Below are 21,902 nucleotides of genomic sequence, written 5' to 3'. Positions count from 1 at the left end.
CGGTCAGTTTCATGATAGATTTTAGAGACATAAGATACGCTGCACACTGAAATTATCTTTGGGTCATTATAGGATCAATCATTCTGTGGTGCTCCCTTACTTTTTTGAACTCCTTGCAGAATTTAACCAAGGAGAAAAACCCTCGGAACCCCCCTCCCTCAAAGAATATGCCTGGAAAGATCCTCAAGCTACACGATCAATTACAGCAGACAAAAATTTTTATCAGCTTTTAGATAAAATCAAAAGTAGACCCGCCCTTTATCTAGGCAAGCGTTCTATCTTTAGTCTGCAAGCTTTTTTAGATGGTTACACTTTTGCCTGCCGCCAACTCGCAATTCCTGTTACTGAACAGGAACAAGAATTTGCCGAATTTCAAGACTGGATAGAAAAGCAATTTAACCAGCAATCTACTCAATCTTGGGCGCGAATTATCCTTTTTTATTCAGAAGATGAATCCCAAGCGCTTGATACATTTTTTCAGCTATTTGAAGATTTTTTACAGCGTGAATCCTCGCTTGATGCCGACACAATCTCTCGCCACCAGCAGCCCCGAAAATGGTAATAAAAAGCAGCTAAATTCAATGCTTGAAAACTTATCAGAAGAAGCGCTTGCCCAACTTCGTGAATTTGCCGAATCTTTGCACCAACAAGAAAAAAGCCCTGTCTAACAATTTTCAAGGAAGTACAGATTAGGCTGGTGACATCTCCTACACCAACCCTAGCGGGTATGGAGTAGGCTTCTCAGACATTCGGAGAATGTGGAGAACTTCCTTAGAGGTATCATCAGTAATAGAACCAACTATCATGATGCCACCTTTACGGCGTTTTATAGTAGGGAACATATCCAGCCCTACTCTCAGGACGTTGATAGCGGCGTTCACGTCTCTATCAACCCAGAGTTTTAGATCCTCATCCCAATACTCACGAATGCTGCAATCGGTGAAAATCACTTCATCCCGATAGCTCAGGAGTTGAGACGTGTAAGCAGGATTCTTTGCAATCACGACGGCTCCAGCTTTTCCAGCTATGTGACCGAGCAGTTGAAAGAATTGACCAAACGCGGCATCAGACCAACTCAAATTGAGTCCTGATTTAGAAGCTTGCCCGTTTGGAATAAATGCCCCGGTTTTGTCTTGTTTTGGGGCGTTACGCTTTGAGAGACCTTTAAGATTCAGGTCTTCATAAAAGAAAACTTTCTTACCTGTTCTCACCAATTTGTGAGCGGTTTTGTATTGGAAGTCTTTACGGCATCTCGCAATCTTTTGATGCTGTTTACCTTCACGTTTTGCCAGCTTGCGACGTGCCTTAGATCCACGTTTACGTGCATTTCTTTTCTGTGAGATGCGAGTGAGCTTGTTTTGACTCTTTCGCAACACTTTGAGCGACGGCAGTTTGACCCCTTCAGATGTGGCTAGGTAATCATCCTCATGCAACACCGCATCCATTCCTAGCGAGTTCTCCCACGTTGGGATAATGTCGCTCTCGCAAACAGGTACGGACTCATCTTCTAAACGCAGATTCACAAACCAACCGTCATTTTTCTTGATGAATTGTAACTGCTTGAGAATTGCACCATCGGGTAAATGACGGGGAGAGCGAACCTTGATCAATCCAATCTTGGGGACTTTCACATACAGGTATTTGCCGCCCACAGAGCATGAATGCAGTTCAAGACCAGCACCTTCAATCACAAACGAACGAAAGCGGGATTGAGCCTTGAATCGGGGTCTACCGCTTCGTTTCCCAGCGCTGTCACCCGCGATGAATCGCTCAAACGATTTGTCAACCCGCTTACAGACTTCTTGTAATGTGTTTGCTGGAACTCGCGATAAGTCCAATTCTTCACCCGACCATTGCACGATGACAGGCTCTTTCTTGAGTCCTGGTAGATACTTTTTCTGGCTGTAATAGTTGGGCTTGTCTCGCAACTCAGGAAGCGCCGTCACCAGTGGGCAAGCGTCAACGGGTGAGCGATTCATCTCCCACCAATCGAATCTGTCCCCTAGCTGACGGTTGTACCAGTACTGGCAAATCCGCAACCAGAGATTTAACTCTAGCTTCTGTTCAGTTGTCGGAAGTGCTTTGTACTGGTAGGTGTATTTCATTCTACAATTGTAACTCATATTGCTTTACGGTGCAACGCATGAAGTATGACGATTCCATCAATATTCGACTACCAAAATCAGAGAAGAAAATGCTCGACGATTACTGCAAACGGGCGAAACGAAACAAAACGGACGTGATTCGGGAATTCATTCGTTCATTGCCTGAGAGATAGTTCATTGCGGCGCTGGCAGATTCCCGCGTCGAACATAATTCACCTACCGCACCGCAATGAACGCGGTATTCCTCTCAACACCTCCGAAGCGGTAGGTGTGAGGCTCTTACCTACTTAGCTGAGTGTGAGTCCAAAGGCTTTGTCACCCTGCCAATTGCCCAAGTTTATAGATATTCCGAAACCGACAGCATTTAGCATCAAACAGCAACTTAACCGTTCCCGTTCCGCTATTCCGTCCTTTCAACGCAATAATTTCAGCCGTTCCCCGATCGGGAGAATCAGGATTATAATAGTCGTCCCTGTAAACTCCAAGGACAACATCCGCATCCTGTTCAATTCCACCAGAGCCACGCAAATCCGATAAACTCGGACGTTTATTTGTGCGAGCCTCTACTCCCCGATTAAGCTGAGAAAGCAACAAAACAGGTACATCAACCTCGCGAGCCAAAATCTTCATCTGTCGGGTAATTTCGCTGATTTTATTGACAACATTTTCATCCGCCGAATTCACCATCAGTTGCAAGTAATCAACAATTACCAAACCCAAGGGGCCGCGCTCACAAACAAACTCCCTAACTCTGGAACGAATCTCCAAAGGAGATGGTTCCAAACTTTCGTCTATCCAAAAATCAGCATCGCTAACTTTCCCTAAAGCCGAAGCTAGCACTTCGTACTTACCAGCTAGGTTAACTTTCCTGATATCTTTCACCGACACCCCACTCTCAAGTGCTATTAGTCGCGCTGCCAAGTCCCGACCTGGCATTTCCATCGAAAACATCAAAACTCGACCGTTCGTGGGAAGGGAAGCAATGTTGTAGCCAAGGGCACAAGCCAAAGCTGTTTTGCCGCTGCCGGGGCGACCTCCTATGACAATCAATTCACCTCGGTAAAATCCCCCTCCCAGTAGGTCGTCGAGGTCGTAAAACCCTGTGCTGATTCCAGGAACGTAGTTAGCAGTCTTCAAGCGCTCTTCCTCAATTTCATCTAGATATCGCCAAAGCTCCCCGCAGTATTCCGAGAGAGGCTGAATAGCTTTTTGTCGCTCTTCTTTGTACTTATTGAGGGCAAAAATCTTTTCCTCGGCTTTATTTAGTATCGCACCTAATTCGCTGGAAGTTTCGTAGCCAAGCTGTACGATGTCATTACCAGCTTTGATGAGTTCGCGCCGGACAAACTTGTCCACAACTAGCAAAGCATATTGGTCGATGTTGACGGCTGAAACAGTCCGGTCTACGAGCATTACCAGTTTGGTTAGACCTCCTACTACTTCCAGCAGGTTGTGGTTGTCGAGGAAGGTAGTGATGTTCATCAAATCTGTGGGCTGATCTAGAGAGTGCAGCGCTAAAGCGGCCCGATAAATATGTTGGTGAACTGTAATTGCCAATGCTTCGGGATGTAGAATATTTGCGACTCTTTTAATGGCAATTGGATCGATCAGAATTCCGCCTAAAACTGCTTCCTCTGCATCAATATTGCTCGGCATAATTTTGTCAACTAAACTGACTGCCATGTCTGGTATTCTCCTTTGATTTTGTTGCTAATTGAACTGTGGGAAAATGGCGTTGCTGATTTAATGTATGAGCAACTCAATGTGAAAAAATGAAGCAAGCGAGTCAATCAATCAGTCAATCTTCTGAATTTTCAAGTTATTCATTTTCATACCCTGATTAAGCAACGCCTCGAAAAAGTTGTGTAAAGGATTAAAAGCTGTCTAGATAGGTTGGATAATCACTGTTTTCACAACTAAGCTATGGCCCAATACGGTTTACTTAAGAAGAATCTGAGTTGCAAAAAATGTCTATATTGCTTAGAAAATCGTCAGATGAAATTCCTAAAAAAGCGCTAAGTAAACCGTATTGAGCTATGGCTTTTCTCAAAAAAGTGAGGTATACCCACGGAGTATCCGCTCAATAACTCGGGGTAGACTACTGCTTTTGGAACGATTTTGGGATGTTTGACGCTCATCATTGAGCGATTTACCCCGATTTATTGAGCGGATACCCCACGGAGTCCTATACCCTATGCCCTATGCCCATGAGTACCTTATATTTCTGAACAAGGCTATAAATAGCTAAGTAGTAGACAATTTGCTCAGAATTTGTTTTGCTCGCTGAGGAAACCGCTGCATCCACTGCAAGTAAATTTGCTGTTGAATACCTAGCAATGCGAAAGCTTCTTCGCCTAGTTCTTGGAACTGTTTGGATAACTTTTGGTGAGTTTTTAATGGCATATAGTGAGGGTCAATATAATCCTCAGTTATTCTTGTTGTATCTGCAGAAGGAGAATTTTTTGGAACTGGAGAGGAGCCTGTTGAAGCTGGAGACGAAACAACATTTGCTGGGTTCGAGTTTGGAAAACCGTTAGTTTGTTCCCACCAACGACCTCGCAAACAGTCAACGATCCATCCAGAAGGGTTAGATATTTGCTTTGTTTGGCTTCTGATTTGCAGCAGGTTTACGGCTGCTTGGATTTCCTCTAAGTTGTACTGCAAGACGCAAACTCTCAATTCGGGATTCATCCCTCCTGTGGCTTGCATAACTATCTCGACAATCTGAGTCGCATCGGGGTTGGTAATTGCAACCGCTTCAGAGTTAGCAATTGCATTAGGGTCGGCAATTTCAGTCGTTTCGGAATTGACAATTGCAACCACTTCGATAATTTCAGTTACATCAGGATTGGCAATTACAACGGCTTCAGAAGTGGAAATTGCAACCACTTCCACAATTTCAGTTGCTTCGGAGTTAGCAATCGCAACCGTTTCGGCAATTTCAGTTACATCAGGGTTGGCAATTGCAATCGCTTCAGAAGTGGAAATTGTAACTACTTCGACAATTTCAGTTGCTTCGGAGTTAGCAATCGCAACCGCTTCGACAATTTCAGTTACATCAGGGTCGGCAATTTCAGTTGCTTTGGAATTGGGCATTACAACTGGTTCGACAATTTTAGCGACTTCAGGATTAACAAAGGAAGATGTTTCGAGATTTAACCGGAAAGCTTTGTTGGTTATTGTTGGTTCGGCGCCAGAGATTCTTTGATGGTCGAGGCTGTCGAGTTTTGTGGGTAGTTTTTGCGGGGGTTCGGAGGTCAAACCTGTTTGTTCTGAACTGCAAGGTACTGTCGCATCGTCGATCGCTTGAATTTTATCTGAATTAGTGTTCAGGCATTCAGTTGTTGGAGCGGAACATTTATTCTCATACAGAATTTCTACTTTTTCTTCTAAATTTTCATTTGACTGACTGTTTTTGGTCTGGACTTGATTAGCAAGTTTTGGTTCTATATTTTTTGGTTTTATATTTGCCTTCGCTAAATCTTCTTTTTCTTCAAAAGAATTTAAAAAAACAGCAGCAACATTTTCAGTGCTTTGCTGTTCTTTTTTATCCTCTGTAAAGAGTACGGCACCATAAGGGTTTGAACCTTCTGTTTGCTCAATTTTTGACTGTTGGCGTTGATTTTTTGATTGGTTGCTCAGTTTTTGGAATTTTGGGTGGGTATGAGTAAAGGGGCGAACGTCGCCCACGTGCTGTACTGCTATGCGGAAAATGCCACGCCCATAGTTTTTAAGAATTTTGACCAAACCAAATTTTTCGAGCTGTTTGAGGGCTGCCCGCCTGGTGTTGGGGCTGTAGGGCTTGCCGTTGCGGACTGGGGTGGCTCGTTTTTCGCCCAAGGGGATGCAATGGATGTCGATTTCCTCTGGTTTGCCGCCGATACAGGTTCTGTACAGGTAAAGGGCGAGTTTGAGGGCGCTGGGAGTAGCGCCTTCGAGTATGTCGGCTAGAGCTTCGTAAACTGCTGCGTGTCTGGCGAGTGGCGGCTTGTGCCAGGTAGTTGTAGCTACAACCATTTTTTCCTCCGACGTAAAAAATGTAAAGGTCAGGAATTGTGCCAGTCGCAAGCCACACGAAAGAGACTGCTGTTAATTGGGCAGGGGGTATTGAGCGCTCTTCAGCCGCCTTCCACAGGAAGGCAGCATGGGCTCCGCAGCGCTGCATTTGCACGCTTATTGGGTGTGCGACTGTCTTTTCCATCTTGCCAGGTCGATCGTTGCGGTATCTGGCAGCGTATTTAGTCTTATCAGACTAATAAGAGTTGTTCTAAAAGCTGAAAACCATACGTAGTAAAACTTTCAAAAATGAAGTGTCGCGGCATCCTAGAGGTTTTGTCGCGGCATTCTAGAGGTTTTGTCGCGGCATTCTAGAGGTTTTGTTCTAACAGTCAAACCTATAGGTAGTATGAATTTGAGAGCGATTTTAAATACCTATTTTTTTTAGAACAAGTTTCAGAACAGTCCGAGCATTCTTCGCAGAAAAAAAAACCAGCCGGGAAAGGGTTGGTCTGTAGTGGCACCTTGATGAGAGCAAGTTGGATGAAGCCTATGGCGCTTCGTGTGAGAACCCCAGTCTTTCAAACTGGAGATGAAACGTAATCGCAGTACGTCAATCTGAGATGATTAGTAGGTGCCAGATTCGTGATTCCACTTCTGGTGCAGGGGTTCGCTCTCCACGTTCCAGCATGGATACATAACGCTGCGACATCCCTAGCCAACCTGCTAATTGTGCCTGACTCCAACCTTTGGCTACCCTTGCTTTTTTTATCTCATTGCTTGTCAGTTTAGGCTTGGAAGATGCTTTCAGGCGCGGCTGAACCTGTTTGAGTTCAGCCCTGGTTGCCAGCATTTTGGGGATAGGTGCTGGCGGATGGATGGTGATTTTAGCTGCCAACAGCGTGTCAAAGTATCCTATTTTTTTTCGAGACTTGCTACCAGGTCTCAGCCACTCTGGGTAAGTGTCTTGGTCAAACTCGATCTGAAACCCTCGCTTGAGTTTCAGCAGCACTTCCAGGCTGCGATTCCAGTTATTCGTCAGCTTGTAAGTTTGTTTGCGGTCTGACCGAGCTAGATCGATTACCGTTTGGGGCAATAGCGCTTGTAGGAGTGTCTCCACTTTGTAAATGCCACTCGCGCGAGAATCGGCTTTCCATCGTCAGATGAAGTGCTAAGCGCAAAGCCATTTCATCATGGTAGGCGTCAATTTTGAGAATGTCCTGAGCTAAATAGCCAAACTGATACAAGGCTTCCTTGGCGAAGCAACCTGCTTTGTTCAAGAAGGCATGAGTCCAGAGTCCTGGTTGGACGGTGATGTAGACTTCATCAGGATCTTCTATTTTGCCCTCTAGATTCTGCTGACCTGTTAACTGAATTTGAACATTCCACATTCGCGAGGTGTCAACGCTGGCTCTAATTCCACCTTTTTTGTGTTTGCCTTCAATCCATATGGCTTTGATTGCTAAGCAACCTAGAGCATACGCAGTTTTAGCTATTTCATTCAGTTTTTGAGAGACTGGCAAGTCTGTGCGTTTGTCCCACCCCATTTCCTTGATTAAATCACTGCCTTCGAGAGTGAATAAGCTTTTCCACGGCTCTTCTTGTCTCATAATGTGAGCTGCAAAAATTAGGTGCAATTTGGCAGCAGTCAGCCCAAATTTGTTAATAATTTGCATTGCCTCGTCTAAAGGCAACAGCGTGATGTCGTCGGGGGTGGCAATGTAATGCTCGATGATGTTGTTGGGGTTGCCCTTGGCTCGGTGTTGGAAGTAGCCGACACCTGAAGGGTATTGCTGCCACAAATCTATTCTAAGTTGTGCGTGGAGGCTAGATACCATAGGAGGGGGCGTCGCAACAGGGGCGATCGGTATATTCGGGTACAGACGAGGTTCTGTAATGGGTTTGTCTGGGGTATCCCTAACTTCAGCCAGACTTTCTGAGCTGGTGCTGTCAATCATAATTTTAGTCAATAGTTAGAACCTAGTATTTTGCTCACTTTTTTTTTAAATTTTGAGATTTTCAAGTCGGCATAATGTCGTTTAGTTGCAGTTGTAAATTTGGAAATAGGTAAGAAGAAATCGGCTCAAACTAATGGAGGCGGATTGCGATCGGATAAATCGCCTCGTGCCGATTCCAGAGAAGCATCCATTATATTCCAATCAATGTCATCATCAGGAAAGAGCGATAATTGCCCAGGTGATACGTTGGATTGACCGCGATTATGATACGAAAGGTGACAGGCAGTACAAAGGGCTATTAAGTTTTCTGGGCGATTGTCTTCCGGTATTCGATTGCGGTGGTGCACCGTCAAAGTTAACTTTAAGCGTTCGGATTTGGTTAAGTCACTTTTCTTACCGGGTCGGAGGCATTGTTGGCGGCACTTAGTGCAGCGCCATCCCGCACTTTCTTTTATGGAAAGTGCAATCTCTTGCCAATTATCGGGGTATCTTCTGGGTTTTTTCATAATCGTAAAATCTTATTTTTTCATAGTATGGCAAGCTCTTTTGTTGTTATACTAATTCACTATGAAGCTGCACTCCATGGTTCGCTTCAAATCCTTTCCGGTAAAGGATCTATTCCATGCAGCTTCATAGAAAAATGGTATTAGCATATGTCTGCTAAAGAGTTCTTGTTGTCCAATAAGCTCCTGTACGATATACCAATACTTCGGACAGTTTTTTAACGATCCTGTAAGCCGATGGCGAGGAAGCCCTGCCATTTTTAACGCATTTTAGGAAACTTAGGGCGCTTACTTAAACCTTGGTCACTTTCATGAGAGTAAATTCTCGAAGACACGACAGCAAAGGATCTCTTGCCAAATGCTCCCAACGCCAGCAAGGTGTTAGAAAATCGCTCCACAAAGCCATACCAGATTAGCATTATCAAATTATGGTCAGATTTTTCCTTTCTTAGAGTGATGAAAGAGCGCTAAAGCACCCACGCTGTTGGTGGATGGCTACCTCAATCGCAGTGCTTTGGATTGGGCAGCGCGGGGTTCCTTGCCGTTCAAAGTAGTAGATCTGACGGATGACAACCCCGTTAAAACCCATACTAAGAAGTAAACTACTCACCGCCAATTGCTTCGCGCTACGCGCTCACAAGAAAAGCGGGAGCTTTCAACAGCCCTCTCAATGTGCTTACTCAAAGAGCAAGACAACATCTCGGAACCTTCAGGCGCGTTTACAAGCACCCCAAGAGCAGCAATATTTTTACTGCCATTATAGTCTGCATCACCAACCCAGCCACAATGTCCGCAAGCAAACTTCTTACCACTCCGGTATGATTCACCTCGAACGGGGTGGATATGGTTGCAGAAATGACAAGTTTGGCTGGTATATCTAGGGTCAACAAAAACAAGTTTTATGCCATATTTTATCGCCTTGTAAGTTAAGAATTGCCGCAATTGGTAGAACGCCCAACTATTACTAAGCCTGCGCTCTTTTTTGGTGCGAGTAAGTTGGTTAGTGCGTTCTCTAATTCCGGTCAAATCCTCCAAGGCAATCGCTTGATTTTGGTTACTAGCTTTAGTTACCAGCCTGTGACTGATGGTGTGGTTTACCAATTCCTGAAAGCGTCTTTCCTTGCCCGACAACCGTTTCAACAATGCCCGGCATCTGCGACGGGTACTGCGTGTGCCTCTCGTAGCCTTTTGTTGGATATTCGCTCTCAGTTTGGTGTAATGATTTCTAACTTTGGTAATTTCTTTACCGCTAAATTTATCTCCCTCGGAGGTAACAACAATATCAGTTCTGCCCAAATCGCAACCCAAAACCTTAGAGGATTCGGTCGGTTCTGGTGGTGTAGATTCAAGCTGAATATTCAGATAGTAAGTACCATCTTTGCGCTTGCAAAGAGCCGCTGTTTTAGGTTTTTGTCCCTTCAGCAATCCAACTTGGTAGTTACCAATAGCCAACGGGAATCGCTCTCTGCCATCCACGGTAGTCAAGCTGACAGTCCAATCCTTTTCTCTGAAGGAAAAAGTACGAACGTCGTAGGTGGCACTGGTGGGAACAAACTTTCTCACTGGCTTACCGTCCTTCTTAGCCGTCTTCCTGTTGCCAGAAACTCGTCTAATGGCGTGGATTGCCAACTGAGCCGAAAGCCCAAACCTAGCCCTGACATCGTGATAAACCAAGGACTGCATCGCCAATTCATTAGTCAGAGCTGGGGGCACAGTCTGGTTAACGTATTCGCAAGCAGCAGCAAACGCCTGAAGGGTTCCGTCAATTTTGGCGGACTGCTCAGGAGTAACTTGGAGCTTGCAGGATACTGTCAGGACTTGCTTCACAAGTACATTGTGTCTCATATATTGAGATATTAGTGGGAAGCGAATATCTATTGCTCGTTTTCTCATCCACCTGACTGCTTGCCGAGATCTATGTCTGTCGGATTCCAGTCAGGTGGATGAGAAGACGAGCGCGCATTCCTCCCACCGAGTAGAGCGCATCGGGAGTACCCTCGCGGTACAGCGGGGGACTCCTGCTGGTCTAGTTGATTGTGCTATAGTAGCACACACAGGCATACCTTACCCAAAATAGGGTCGCTTACAGTATGCCTTTAAAGCACAGTAACGGCATACTCCGGTCAGCATCTTTTCCATCCCGAACCAGAGCCAATGGCAACCAAGAACATCAGAATTGTGGGCTATTTGCCGCCCGACTACCACCAAAAGTTACGCGACTACATGGTAGAGCAGTCTCTAACGGAAAGTGCCGCGCTCGCCAAAATCCTCAAGCAATTCTTTGAAGCAGTCCCAGCGCTCTCGGCCGAAGCGGTAGCTTCCGAAACCAGGGAAACTTTCGCCCAACTGCAAGCAGAAATTGCAGAATTGCAACAGCGAGTCGTAGCCTTAGAAACTGAAGCGGTTGCAGTTCAACGCCAACTCAGTAAAACTTCTTCCAAACACGTTTCAGCACGGCAGTCTCCAATGGTGCTGGGCCCGCTGAAAGCTGTCGATCTAGCAAAACGGTTGGGATTGAGTGCTTCTGCCGTCGAAATTGCTGCGGATGGTGGCAGCACTTCCTTTCAAGAATGGAGCAAACGGCGAGATCCGGCTTCTCGGGCGTGGCAGAAGCTGGGCGATCTCTTCCATCCCTTGAAAGATTAAGGTTTGCTACCGATACTTTTTCGTTAACGCACTGGGTTGAAGCGCTTCGCGCCCGCTCAAAAACCACCAGTTAAGAATTAGAAGCGGCTGGGTAGGACAACCCCGGAACACTGTACTTAATTAACGCTCTTCCGTCACTCTAATAAAGGAAAAATCTGACCAGAATTGGATAATGCTTATCTAGTATGGCTTTAAGAATCGATTATCAACCATAATTACCGACAGCGTTGTCTGGATAAACAACGATGGGCTGGCCGATGTCATAAATACCTATCGAGCATTAGGAGATTGCACGACTGCTTTTGAGCTTTTCAAATTAATGCTTGAAGATTCGGATCAGATAGATTGTCCTGTGCCGATTCCAGACAACCATCCATGATATCCCAATCCATTGCATCATCGGGAAATAGCGATAACTGCCCGGGCGAGACGTTGGATTGACCTCGATTATGATACGACAGATGGCAGGCGGTACAAAGAGCGATTAAGTTTTCTGGGCGGTTGTCTTCCGGTATTCTGTTGCGATGATGCACGGTCAAAGTTAAGGAACAACGCTCGGATTTAGTTAAGTTTCTGTTGCTTTGTTTGCCTGGTCTGAGGCATTGTTGGCGGCACTTAGTACAGCGCCAAAGAGCGCTTTCTTTTATGGCAAATGCAATCTATTGCCAATTGTCGGGATATCTTTTGGGTTTTGTCATAGCTCATTTCTCACAATATGAGTATCGCTTTTATTGTCATCACTCAGAAGCCATCAAGTCAAAGAGTGCTGTAAATTTCCTCAATATTCCATATCTCTTAACGGCCTTCCTCACTATTATTTTATGCTTGTCTCACTTAAGAGCGATCGCCATCCAGAACGCACAAAGTACAGAAAGTTGCATCAGGCGAAGATTGGGAGAAAAGCGATCGCTCAAAAATAGTCCTTTGAAGTTCTGAAAAATTAGCAATCGCGCGTAGCAACCGTTTCAGACTTTTTCGGTACTGTCGTGGCTAATCAAAAATCACCAATAAAAGTCTACTTGCTATTGACATATTTCGCTATTTAAAGTATGAGGATCGATAGCCAGAGAATTTGCGACAACTGCAAATTAATCCTGAACACCATATATCCAGGCTGTACGTAAATATTAAGAGTTTTTAAGCATCTTGCTGTCACACTTGCTTGGGGCGGTGCCTCTGTGTTCGCACTCAGTGCGATCGATCGCAACTCTATTGTATCTACCTGTAGACCTATATATTTCGTCATTCGCATGAGAGTAAGCTCAGCTACAAACCAGACGTGTTACTTTAACTCTATTGGTACGAAATTTTAATAAATGAACTACTACCAGAAGCTTTATGCCTTGCTGCACGATGCGGAAAACCCGGAAACCTGTTTGTCTCTATGCAGCCAGTTAAACTGTTTTGAAGGGCAATTAGGGCAAATAAATACTTCGGATTTGTCCTTGCCACGGGCGATCGCAGATTCGTCCGATCGCGTGAATCTTCCCAGTAATACCATAAATAGCGATACTTGTGAAGTCCGACACCCAATTAGCGGTCAGCCGCAAACAGGGATTAACAGTAAATTACCTGCGATCGTGATCCATGAGTTGGGTGCGATCGCCAACGAGTCAGATGTTGAAAAAGTATTCTGGTGGTTTTGGCGCTTCTATCCAGATATTTTAGCACAAAAACAAACCGATGCTCTATTAGTTCCCGCCCACAAAATTCTCCCAGATTGCCCGATTCACTCGTACAAAGCAACCGTTTCTGCTTTAACCGGCGCGATGTTTCCCGATGGGGAGTCCGCCGAAAAAGAACATCCGTATTTATTGTTATTTACCTTTTCACCAGTCCAAGAATTTATTAAAGCATCGCGCAAGTTTTTAGACTTCTGGGCGGGGTCATATTTGCTACATTATTTAGGTGCCAAAGTCTGCTGGTACATAGCCGAAAAATACGGCCCGGATGCAGTAATTACGCCATCCTTGTGGGGTCAGGAAATTATCGACGCGCTTATTCTTGAAAAATACCCAAGCTTTGAAGCAGAGTTTCAGAAGTTACAGTTAGGTACAACTCCAGTTACTCGTTTTGAAGTTCAAGACCGACAATCAACCAGTTTGAGTACCGCAGGCTTTCCCAATACAATTACCGTCCTAGTTTCTGGTAAGGCAGCAGCAGAACAATTAGGTAAAGAACTGGAATTATGGCTTAAAAAAGAATGGCAAGAAATCGCCCACAAAGTGCGAAAAGACATAAAAACCAAAGCGATAGCATGGTTGAAAGTTGGGGAAAATAGAAATAAAATAGCCCAATTGGATTTTTACACTCCCGCTGACGATCGAGATTTAGAAAAATGGCAGCAGCCCGGATGTTGGGAATGGAATTATCTTTGGGAAGCTCAAATCAATAATTCTTGGGAAGCTTATTGGACGGCTGTACCGTTAGGTGATAGCGGTCTATCGCTGATGATTGAAGAAGAAGAAAATGGGGAATTTAACAAGGACTGGAAACAAGCACAAGAAGCCATCGCACCTTCTCGTTCCAGCCAATCTACTCCAACTCCACCCGAAGAAACATTTTACAATACTCTTAATGTCGGTACTTGGTGGGGCAACGTTCAATCACGTCTCGGTCGATTAATTCAATCAATTAAAAATACGCGCACTTGGCAAATTCCCGCCGCACCGGGGGAACGTTCTACACTTTCCGGTCAATATAGTGCAGTGCATCCCAATTTACTTTACAGAGATGACTTTTGTGAAGGTGGGGGAGTATCGGCAGGTTCGATGCGACTGTTTTGGGAAGTGATGGCAAAGGTTTATCCGGGGGTGTTTAACGGTTCCGAAAAACTGAATGCGATTGAATTAACAAAGCGCATGGCTTGGGGATACGGTGGGGTAGCTGAATCTTTGGGAATTACAATTAATAGAGATGAATCTGCTGGGGGCGATCGCATTGACTATGAGAGTTTAATTCGCTTTCCTAATTTAAGTTCGATCGCGACAGCAAGATTTGCCTTTGATAATCTTCCTAAAGTGCAGAAATATTGGAATAATCTTAATAAATTAATGCGGCAGGAAATGCCAGAACAGCAAGAACAATTTGCTGGTCGCACGCGCGGCCGTCCTTTCCACGTTTACAAAACCGATCGTAAAATTAACCCTCAAAATCTAGCGCGGCAAAACTATAACGGAGTTATGTTTTCTAGCAAGTGGTTGGCTGAAGACATGAGCTTGGAGGGAGAACAACTGGAAACTCTCAGAAAATTGGTCGATCGAGCGCATAAAGACAGCGGTTTTGGCGATGGCAGTCCGGCTGATTGGTGGGCAATTGTCCTGGCTGACGGCGATAGCATGGGCAAATACGTTTCAGGCGGCAAACTCAAGGATTACAGGGAATATATAGTCCAACAAGAATCTGAGCAGTATGACAATTTGGATGAACTATTAAACACTAAAAAACGCATGGGTCCAGCCACTCACGTCGGGCTAAACCGTGCCTTATTGGATTTTTCAAATCGGTTAGTTCCTCACATCACAGAAAAGCGATTTTGCGGTAAAGTAGTTTACAGTGGAGGCGATGATGTAATGGCAGTATTGCCACTAGCCGATTTACCAGAATATCTCCTGTCACTGCGAGCTGCTTGGTGCGGCAGTCAAGATCCAGGTAAGGAATTTAATCATGCCGCTGAAAACGGAGATTCAACAGGATACTGGCAGCCCAAATATCTAATAGAAGGATTGCCAAATCGCCCTCTTTTCACAATGGGGGAAGGGGCAACAATGAGTGCCGGAATTGTCATTGCTCACAAGAGCGTACCTTTACCGACTGTGTTAGAAAGTCTCTGGACTGCTGAAAAGGAAAGAGCTAAAAAATTACCCGGTAAAGATGGCTTGTGTTTCCGCGTAATTTACGGTGGTGGCAATACCTTGGAAGCAGTGATGAAAGGTAATTTATTAGAGTCTTGGTACGGTTTTCTCAACTCTCCCACAGAGGAACTCAGCCCGCTACTTTATCGCCTAGCTGAAGAATTGCCGCAGCGTGCCTGCGTTACTGAAAGCAATCAATTATTTGAGAAAGCAGCACGAGTAATTATCAACAGGCGAGATGAAAGTAAGACGCTGGATGAAGATGTGGAAAAATTCCTGGTTCAATGGCTGAATGATTGGGAAGAATGGGTGAAGAGTTTAAAACCTAAAAAACCTGATTCTCAAAAACATGATTTAAGTTTAGAGGATTGGCTCAGAACAAGTGAGGCTCAAAAAACGTTAGGAATTCAACCGCAGGATTTGGGTAAATTGTTGAGATTCACTGCTTTTTGGGTAGACAAGATGGTGCAGCAAGCTAAATGGGTAAGCAAGGAGAATGACTGATGGAGGATTGGATAAATTGGTACGCGATCGAACCTTTAGATGTGCTGTTATTTCGGGAAGCTAAACCTTTCGTCCCTGGGGAAGGTTCCTGGGCAAAAGGGCAATTTCCGCCAATGCCTGTTACAGTTTTTCAAGTACTGCGATCGCTTGAAGAGGGCTATGGCAGTAAAAAGGAAAATAAACGGCGCGATCTAAAATTTATTGGCCCGTTTTTGATGGACGCTCGAAATCAAATGTGGTTGCCGACACCCAAGGATTTGTTAGCGGTTAAAACTAAGCCAGAAGATCCGAAAGAAACACAAGATGATTTAGACGAAAAAACAGATAATTGGCACAGAACTTTACGTTTTCAACCTATGACTCGTGAAGCTATGGAACAATTCGGTTTCGATCGAGATAAACTGCCACCGATGGTAACTCCTGATATCAACCAAAATGAATTTATTTGCCGGCCTCAGACTTGGATTTCTGCTGAAGCATTAAGCAAATACCTGCGAGGAGAAACACTGAAACAACCAGAGGGTAAAAACCAGAAGTATTTTCACTCCGATCCTTGGAGCGTGCAAATCATGCCGCACATTCAGATGAAGTCGGGGGAAAGACAAGTTAAAGAAGAGGACGGATATTTTACTGAAGTAGCGGTGCGATTGCATTCGGGTTGGCGGTTGGTGGCTGGAATGAGCCACAAATTAGAAAAAATTGAGGTTGTGCGCTTGGGAGGTGAAGGACATCGAGCCTTAGTTTCGCCGTTACCAGATTTTGACCAATGGCAGTTTTTAGAGGATTTTACCAAACGAAAAGAAGAACGAAAAGAAGAACGAAAAGAAGAACGAAAAGAAGAACGAAAAGAAGAACGAAAAGAAGAACGAAAAAGCAATTTTGCTTATTTACTGACGCCGGGACTTGCGGAAAAAGAAACAGCGGTGTATGGAGTTTATCCGAAAAATTGGCAAGGTTTGCTGAGTGGATGTGCGAGCGATCGCCCTTTGCTTTGGGGTGGAGTCTCTAACATTAAGCGACGAATGATCAATTCGCCAGATAAGGGAGATGCTGAATTTGCCTTGTTGCCACAACGGGCTTTTGTGCCGCCAGGGACGGTTTATGTGTTTAAAGAATCACCTCCCAGTGAATCTTTACTGCTACCGACTACAGGAGGTCAATGGTTGGAAACTTTCAAAATGTTGAATTACGGAATGTTATTGTGGGGAAAACGCTAATGAACAGTTATTTAACCTATCTCTATCTTCTTACTCCCTTACATACTGGAGGGAGTGCGGATGAAGGCAACTTAATGGGAATTGCCCGTGAAGTTAATACCGAGTTTCCATATTTACCATCTTCTTCATTGCGAGGTAAAATTCGCTCGCAACTTGAAGCACAGCAGAAAGATCAAGCAAATATTTTATTCGGCAATAAAATTGAAGGTGGACAGCAACCTACTGAAGGAGAAGTCTGGTTTGCAGATGCAAATTTACTATTGTTTCCCATCGCTTCTTTTAGCCACCAATTTCTGTGGATTACTTGTCCGTTATGGTTGAGTCGCTGGAATCGCTGGTTGCAAAATAAACAGCTAGAACCTCTAATTCAGCAGTGGCGATCGCATTTGAATAATCCCGACCCTAATGGAAAAAAGGCTATTTCTCCCCTGACGAGACAAGAAATTTATTTACAAGGAGCGATTCTCAAATCGAGGGATATAGAACCCATTGCCCAAGAAGCAGCGTGTTGGGCAGAATTTGAGAAATTGCCCAACGGCGACGGCATCCTTAACCTGAAAGATAAACTAATCGTCCTATCTGATACTGACTGTGGCACTTTCGTAGAAATCGGATTACAGCGAGAAGTCCGCATTGCCCTTAATCCCAAAGAAAAAACCGCCGCTGAAGGGTCATTTCGTTCTGAAGAAGCGATTCCGTCAGAAGCAGTCCTCTTTTTCCCTTGGGCATTCAAAACTGGTAAGGATCCAGCTCCAACTCAAAAAATTCGCCCTGCTCTTATTGAATTGCTCAACGATCGCGTGCAATTTGGCGGTTTAGAAGGGTTAGGACGCGGTTGGACGGATGCCAAAACTGTTAATTTATCCCCACTTAAATCACAAGGAGAATCGTAAATGCTTAAACTTGATACGCGCGATTTCAGTAAAGCTGCCTACAGTGCTTTAACAACACTAAAAACTCAAATTCGCCCCGCTGATTACGGGAAAGCCAGCAGCGCAGTTCAAAGTTTACCTGCCTACATTTCAACGTGGGGGCTGCATAGACTGGCTGGAGATAGTGTTAAATACTGCCAATATGGTTCTGAAAAAACCAGATACAAGGGGAGAGTTTACCATCAATTTCTGACAACTTTACAAATCCTTAGCGAGGTAAGATTTAATCCGAATGACCCGGAAACGCTAGTTAAAATGGAAAATGTCAGAGCTTATACAGGATTGAACCGCCTTGCTATTGAGATGGCGCGAGAATGGTCATTTTGGGCAGTTCCTGTTTTAGGAAAAGCGGAGGTAGAATGATGGATGAATCGCAAGTAAAACAAGTTTGGAGTCAATTTATTGCTTCAAAGGTAGGCTCTCCTTTAGGACTAATTTTAGGAGGTTCTGAATGTGTTCATTATCAGGATAATATTCTGGAGATTAAAATTGATGAATCACAACGAGAAAATGCTCAAAGCAAACAGCAAAAAATCCGTAATGACTTAGCTAAAAAACACAGATTTACCGGATTTGAGATTAAGTTTACCAGCGATTCGGTTAGCTTAGACGATTTGAACGCGCTGCCTCCCATAGAGAATCCCCTTGTTGGCGATCGCCAAAACAATCCATTACAAGCACTGAACTTTGTCGAGCCAAATCTGCCACCAGAGGATGATGAAAAACCTCGAATGGATATTTTGCAAGCCAGCATAGAATCTGAGAAAGCCTGCATACAAATCTACGATCGCCTCAACGAGCGTACCGAAAGGCTTGCAGGAAAAGGAGGCCTAACATTTAAAGCTCAATTCCCCTGGCGTTTGCGCGTTGGCGGGACACGAGGCTTTCGAGAATTGTTGTTGCCAGTATTGCATCCTGTTTTCGGCATTCCCTACCTGCCTGCTTCTAGTTTGAAGGGAGCTGCACGCGCTTGGGCTAAACACAATGAGGTAGAAAATGTCAGCGATTTGTTGGGGTTTCTCGACGGCAAAATTGCCAAAGCTGCTCAAATTGAGTTCCTTGATGCCTTTCCCACTAAACCCTGCTTGAGCGTCGATATGGCTAACAATCTGTGGCGCTGGGAGGGCGATCGCGATCGCATTCGCTATCAAAGTGAACCCCATCCGCTACTTTCCTTAGAAAAACCTGAATTTTTAATTGGGATAGTGCCAACGAATCGCTGTCAAAATCCTGACGATTTGAAGACTGTAAAAACTTGGCTCGAAAATGCCTTAACCGCTGGTATTGGCTCTCGCGTCAGTGCTGGTTATGGCAGAAGTTCAATTATTAGCACTTCCAAGTCTTTCATTTCTCGCCATCAATTTTCCTTGTTTACCCAGGGAATGCACGGAGCTTTCAAAAACGTTGTGGAATTTCGCCCGACTGCCGTGCGGGGTATGCTGCGCTATTGGTTCCGCGCCGTTGCTTTGGGGCTTTATTCTCCTCAAGAGTGCAAACAATTAGAAAAACGGTTGTTTGGTAGCATTGAGCCAGCAACAGAAGGCAGCATCCGCATTGCTGTGGAGTTGAACAATAACCAACCGCCCAATTGCAATCCTTGGGTTTATGAAGGCGCGATCGTACTGGAAGCGAAATATTCTGATGACCTAAAACTAGCTCAATATTTGCTCAAGTTAGCATCGCATTTTGGCGGAATCGGACAGGGGGCGCGACGGCCATTACATTGGAATAATGGGCGATTGCGCGGCTGTCACTGGGAGCTAACGGAGTACATTCTTCCCGCACAAAAGCAAGACTGGCGCCAGTTATTTGATGGAATTGTTGATGCTTTTGAGCGCGTTAATGGACAGTCGGCGCGTGTGGGTGCTGGTGAACCAGGAACACCGGGCGATCGCACCCAAGATGTGTTGAACAAAAACGCACGCATTTATTTAGTGCCTTGTCCAAATTTGACTAAGCCAGAACTAGTAGGAAATTGGTCAACAGAAGGCATTACTTCACAAGTCCGAGGTTTGGCTTTGGAAAAGCTTTACAGTGACACTAAATTTAAAGGTCAAGCTCAAGATGGTGGCAATCCTCACGTCGGCGGTGCGATGGGTACGCCGTCTTATGTTGTCATCCAGTCTAATTTTCCCATAGGCGTGATGGCTTATCAAGCTGTAACTATTTTCGGAGCAAATCACCCCGATCGCGTCGCCTTTGCCAATGCTTTGCCATCAGATTCTATTCGAGTTTGGCCACTTCCTCAAAATTAATCGCCTCCATTTAAATAAAAACTGCCATGACCGCAATTCTCATCGCCAACATCGGTACATCTGACATAACTGTAAAAATCGACGACTACTACATCCCCGTAGGATTCGATCGCAACGAACCAAACATAGACGAATCTGGATTAACTGATGATGAAAAAACTGTCTGGGACGCACAATTGCGACAAAGTTACATCATCAGCGAACTTTGTCCCGAACTGGGAGTTACTGTCACCGAAAATAGAAACGGTCAAAAATCATTTTCATTTCGCGAACTAACTCAAAAACTTTTAGCAACCTATGAAAAAGACGCAACAGGAACCTGGCACGATCGCATCCGTCCGGGCCGCATTTGGGGTGTTTTACAAACTGCTACCCAAGACCCTAATTTTCAAGTCAAACAAGCTTACATTTTTGTTACCGACCAACCTGAGTTTATCTTAGATAAGAAATCAGGTAAAGAGAAATTCAATCTGCTGGGCTATCCCTCAGATTCTATCCATCTATTTAACATTCTGAAAAAGTGGTTTCAGCAGGAAATGCCCGACCTGGAATTGATATGTAAAGTCATTCCCAAACATATCCCAGCAGTCGATCGCGATGAATTACTCAACTATTACTATCAGTTTTTTTACAGCACATTAGTAGCGAACAAACTATTTTAATAGGTATCAAAGGCGGAACTCCTCAAATGCAGTTAGCTTTGACCATGCAGGCGATCGCATCATCTGTCACTAGCCAATTGTTTATCAATCCTCAACTTTCAGTTAAAAATATTCTCAATGGGAAAGCATCAGAATGCGATTTTGCCTCCTATTGGCGATATATGCGGAGTCAAAAATATCAAGATGTTCAAATTATCCTAGAATCTCGTTGGGATTTTCGAGGTGCTATTTCTATTCTCGACAAATGGCTGGCAACTTTGAAATTTTTAAAGCAATATATCGATGACTCTAAATTGTCTGCTAGCAATGAATTGCTTTCTCGGATTGTCAAGACTCTGGAAGTTGGCGATTATTGTTTGAATTTAGACTGTCAAACTGCTAAGGATTTTTTGGTAAATAATCCTCAGCTAGCCTCTAAGTTATCTAAAAAGTTAGTTAAGCAAGTCTCAAATTATGACTCCCTGTTAAATCTCTACTCCCAGTGTTGCATTTACTACAACCTCGACCAAATAGCTAACTTTTTGTCAAGAATGAGCTCTTTTTATGAAGGAGTTTTAGAAAAAACTGCGGCACAAATCGGAATAGACATAGATTTTCCTTATTTGAAAAACCGCTTTGAGAAGCGAAATTTCATCAGTGAAAAAATCCTACAGCGCAACCAAGCCTCGGAACAGCAAGCTTGGCAGGAAATTCTCTTGCTGTTAAAAAGTTTAGATTATTGGTGCAGTCATCGCAATCAATTGATTCACCACGGCAAAGGAATGTCAAAAAAACGCATGAAGTTATTGTATCAGGAGGAAGTTAAAAAAGAACATCTAGATACTTGTCCTCCCGATCGCATAATTGAGCACATGGCAAAAATCCTCACCAGCAATTTAGAAATCGTCAAACCCGAATACCTGCATCAATTCGTCCGTACTTCCACCCATCATTACATTTATAGCGAAGTCAAAGACTGGGCGATCGCTCAATTATTGCATGAAGGACTGCAATAAATACCCTTCTCATCTCTTAGTCTCGCGTTGCGCGGACTTCGTTTGTATAGACGCGGTTTCAACCGCCGGGTGATATTCGATCGCTGCAATAATACCACTATCATACCTATCCCCTTTATGACTCGGCGGTTGAAACCGCGTCTACATAAACAAAGTCGGCCTCCGCCGACTAAATCATTAAGAGGCCTCCACAAAAAGAATGATCCAATAGCTATGTGGGTTTAGCGAAAATTTCCACAAACCATTTGTGAAGATTGGGCAGACGATTTATCTGG

At 44.4% G+C, this 21,902-nt stretch carries 16 protein-coding genes; 9 read left to right on the top strand and 7 right to left on the bottom strand.

Features of this window, described 5'->3' with window-relative positions; all coding sequences use genetic code 11:
- Positions 1–58 precede the first annotated feature (58 nt).
- A complete protein-coding gene (locus tag JGK11_RS30225) occupies positions 59–562 on the top strand; it encodes a hypothetical protein (protein ID WP_293214137.1) in 504 nt (167 codons plus the stop codon).
- 145 nt (positions 563–707) lie between these two features.
- On the opposite strand, the gene JGK11_RS30220 is transcribed toward JGK11_RS30225, so the two are convergent.
- From JGK11_RS30220 to JGK11_RS30190, 7 genes are all read right to left on the bottom strand, one after another.
- Positions 708–2,105, bottom strand: a complete 1,398-nt coding sequence (locus JGK11_RS30220) for a transposase (protein WP_293198863.1) — start codon at positions 2,103–2,105, stop codon at positions 708–710.
- Positions 2,106–2,420: 315 nt separating this feature from the next.
- Positions 2,421–3,788 (bottom strand): replicative DNA helicase, encoded by a 1,368-nt coding sequence (gene dnaB / locus JGK11_RS30215; RefSeq protein ID WP_293214135.1) that lies wholly within the window; start codon positions 3,786–3,788, stop codon positions 2,421–2,423.
- Positions 3,789–4,349: 561 nt separating this feature from the next.
- Positions 4,350–6,122, bottom strand: a complete 1,773-nt coding sequence (locus JGK11_RS30210) for a hypothetical protein (RefSeq protein ID WP_293214133.1) — start codon at positions 6,120–6,122, stop codon at positions 4,350–4,352.
- 592 nt (positions 6,123–6,714) lie between these two features.
- Positions 6,715–7,197 (bottom strand): helix-turn-helix domain-containing protein, encoded by a 483-nt coding sequence (locus JGK11_RS30205; protein ID WP_293214131.1) that lies wholly within the window; start codon positions 7,195–7,197, stop codon positions 6,715–6,717.
- Positions 7,133–8,059, bottom strand: a complete 927-nt coding sequence (locus JGK11_RS30200) for a hypothetical protein (RefSeq protein ID WP_293214129.1) — start codon at positions 8,057–8,059, stop codon at positions 7,133–7,135. Before JGK11_RS30200 ends, JGK11_RS30205 begins: the two co-directional genes overlap by 65 nt.
- Before the next feature lie 125 nt (positions 8,060–8,184).
- Positions 8,185–8,565 (bottom strand): HNH endonuclease, encoded by a 381-nt coding sequence (locus JGK11_RS30195; protein WP_293184791.1) that lies wholly within the window; start codon positions 8,563–8,565, stop codon positions 8,185–8,187.
- 603 nt (positions 8,566–9,168) lie between these two features.
- Positions 9,169–10,455 (bottom strand): transposase, encoded by a 1,287-nt coding sequence (locus JGK11_RS30190; protein ID WP_293214127.1) that lies wholly within the window; start codon positions 10,453–10,455, stop codon positions 9,169–9,171.
- Between the two features lie 261 nt (positions 10,456–10,716).
- Between JGK11_RS30190 and JGK11_RS30185 the strand changes: the two genes are divergently transcribed.
- The 8 genes from JGK11_RS30185 to JGK11_RS30150 all read left to right on the top strand — a co-directional run bounded on the left by JGK11_RS30185 (position 10,717) and on the right by JGK11_RS30150 (position 21,627).
- Entirely contained in the window at positions 10,717–11,208 is a 492-nt protein-coding gene (locus tag JGK11_RS30185) for a hypothetical protein (protein ID WP_293184795.1), read from the top strand.
- A 1,316-nt stretch (positions 11,209–12,524) separates the two neighbouring features.
- Positions 12,525–15,566, top strand: coding sequence for a type III-B CRISPR-associated protein Cas10/Cmr2 (gene cas10 / locus JGK11_RS30180; RefSeq protein WP_293214124.1), 3,042 nt, complete (start codon positions 12,525–12,527; stop codon positions 15,564–15,566).
- Complete coding sequence (locus JGK11_RS30175; RefSeq protein ID WP_293214122.1) at positions 15,566–16,783, top strand: type III-B CRISPR module-associated Cmr3 family protein; 1,218 nt, start codon at positions 15,566–15,568, stop codon at positions 16,781–16,783. The genes cas10 and JGK11_RS30175 overlap by 1 nt, the downstream gene beginning before the upstream one ends.
- Positions 16,783–17,676: a type III-B CRISPR module RAMP protein Cmr4 gene (gene cmr4 / locus JGK11_RS30170; RefSeq protein WP_293214120.1), complete on the top strand. Its 894-nt coding sequence runs from the start codon at positions 16,783–16,785 to the stop codon at positions 17,674–17,676. Before JGK11_RS30175 ends, cmr4 begins: the two co-directional genes overlap by 1 nt.
- Complete coding sequence (locus JGK11_RS30165; protein WP_293214118.1) at positions 17,677–18,078, top strand: hypothetical protein; 402 nt, start codon at positions 17,677–17,679, stop codon at positions 18,076–18,078.
- Entirely contained in the window at positions 18,075–19,970 is a 1,896-nt protein-coding gene (gene cmr1, locus JGK11_RS30160; RefSeq protein WP_293214115.1) for a type III-B CRISPR module RAMP protein Cmr1, read from the top strand. The genes JGK11_RS30165 and cmr1 overlap by 4 nt, the downstream gene beginning before the upstream one ends.
- A gap of 26 nt (positions 19,971–19,996) precedes the next feature.
- Positions 19,997–20,632, top strand: a complete 636-nt coding sequence (locus JGK11_RS30155; RefSeq protein ID WP_293214112.1) for a hypothetical protein — start codon at positions 19,997–19,999, stop codon at positions 20,630–20,632.
- Between the two features lie 26 nt (positions 20,633–20,658).
- On the top strand, positions 20,659–21,627 hold the full coding sequence (locus JGK11_RS30150) for a hypothetical protein (RefSeq protein WP_293214110.1): 969 nt from the start codon (positions 20,659–20,661) through the stop codon (positions 21,625–21,627).
- Positions 21,628–21,902 lie beyond the last annotated feature (275 nt).

Origin of the sequence: Microcoleus sp. PH2017_34_RAT_O_A (genome assembly GCF_020737885.1) — a bacterium.
GTDB lineage: Bacteria > Cyanobacteriota > Cyanobacteriia > Cyanobacteriales > Microcoleaceae > Microcoleus.
The sequence above is the reverse complement of the archived record's forward strand: the minus strand, read 5'-3'. Positions and strand labels throughout refer to the sequence as shown.

Excerpts from the sequence above, each read along its gene's own strand:
- JGK11_RS30220 (WP_293198863.1), bottom strand. The coding sequence starts at position 2,105 with ATGAAATACACCTACCAGTACAAAGCACTTCCGACAACTGAACAGAAG.
- dnaB (WP_293214135.1), bottom strand. The coding sequence starts at position 3,788 with ATGGCAGTCAGTTTAGTTGACAAAATTATGCCGAGCAATATTGATGCA.
- JGK11_RS30210 (WP_293214133.1), bottom strand. The coding sequence starts at position 6,122 with ATGGTTGTAGCTACAACTACCTGGCACAAGCCGCCACTCGCCAGACAC.
- JGK11_RS30200 (WP_293214129.1), bottom strand. The coding sequence starts at position 8,059 with ATGATTGACAGCACCAGCTCAGAAAGTCTGGCTGAAGTTAGGGATACC.
- JGK11_RS30195 (WP_293184791.1), bottom strand. The coding sequence starts at position 8,565 with ATGAAAAAACCCAGAAGATACCCCGATAATTGGCAAGAGATTGCACTT.
- JGK11_RS30190 (WP_293214127.1), bottom strand. The coding sequence starts at position 10,455 with ATGAGAAAACGAGCAATAGATATTCGCTTCCCACTAATATCTCAATAT.
- JGK11_RS30185 (WP_293184795.1), top strand. The coding sequence starts at position 10,717 with ATGGCAACCAAGAACATCAGAATTGTGGGCTATTTGCCGCCCGACTAC.
- cas10 (WP_293214124.1), top strand. The coding sequence starts at position 12,525 with ATGAACTACTACCAGAAGCTTTATGCCTTGCTGCACGATGCGGAAAAC.
- JGK11_RS30175 (WP_293214122.1), top strand. The coding sequence starts at position 15,566 with ATGGAGGATTGGATAAATTGGTACGCGATCGAACCTTTAGATGTGCTG.
- cmr4 (WP_293214120.1), top strand. The coding sequence starts at position 16,783 with ATGAACAGTTATTTAACCTATCTCTATCTTCTTACTCCCTTACATACT.
- JGK11_RS30165 (WP_293214118.1), top strand. The coding sequence starts at position 17,677 with ATGCTTAAACTTGATACGCGCGATTTCAGTAAAGCTGCCTACAGTGCT.
- cmr1 (WP_293214115.1), top strand. The coding sequence starts at position 18,075 with ATGATGGATGAATCGCAAGTAAAACAAGTTTGGAGTCAATTTATTGCT.
- JGK11_RS30155 (WP_293214112.1), top strand. The coding sequence starts at position 19,997 with ATGACCGCAATTCTCATCGCCAACATCGGTACATCTGACATAACTGTA.
- JGK11_RS30150 (WP_293214110.1), top strand. The coding sequence starts at position 20,659 with ATGCAGTTAGCTTTGACCATGCAGGCGATCGCATCATCTGTCACTAGC.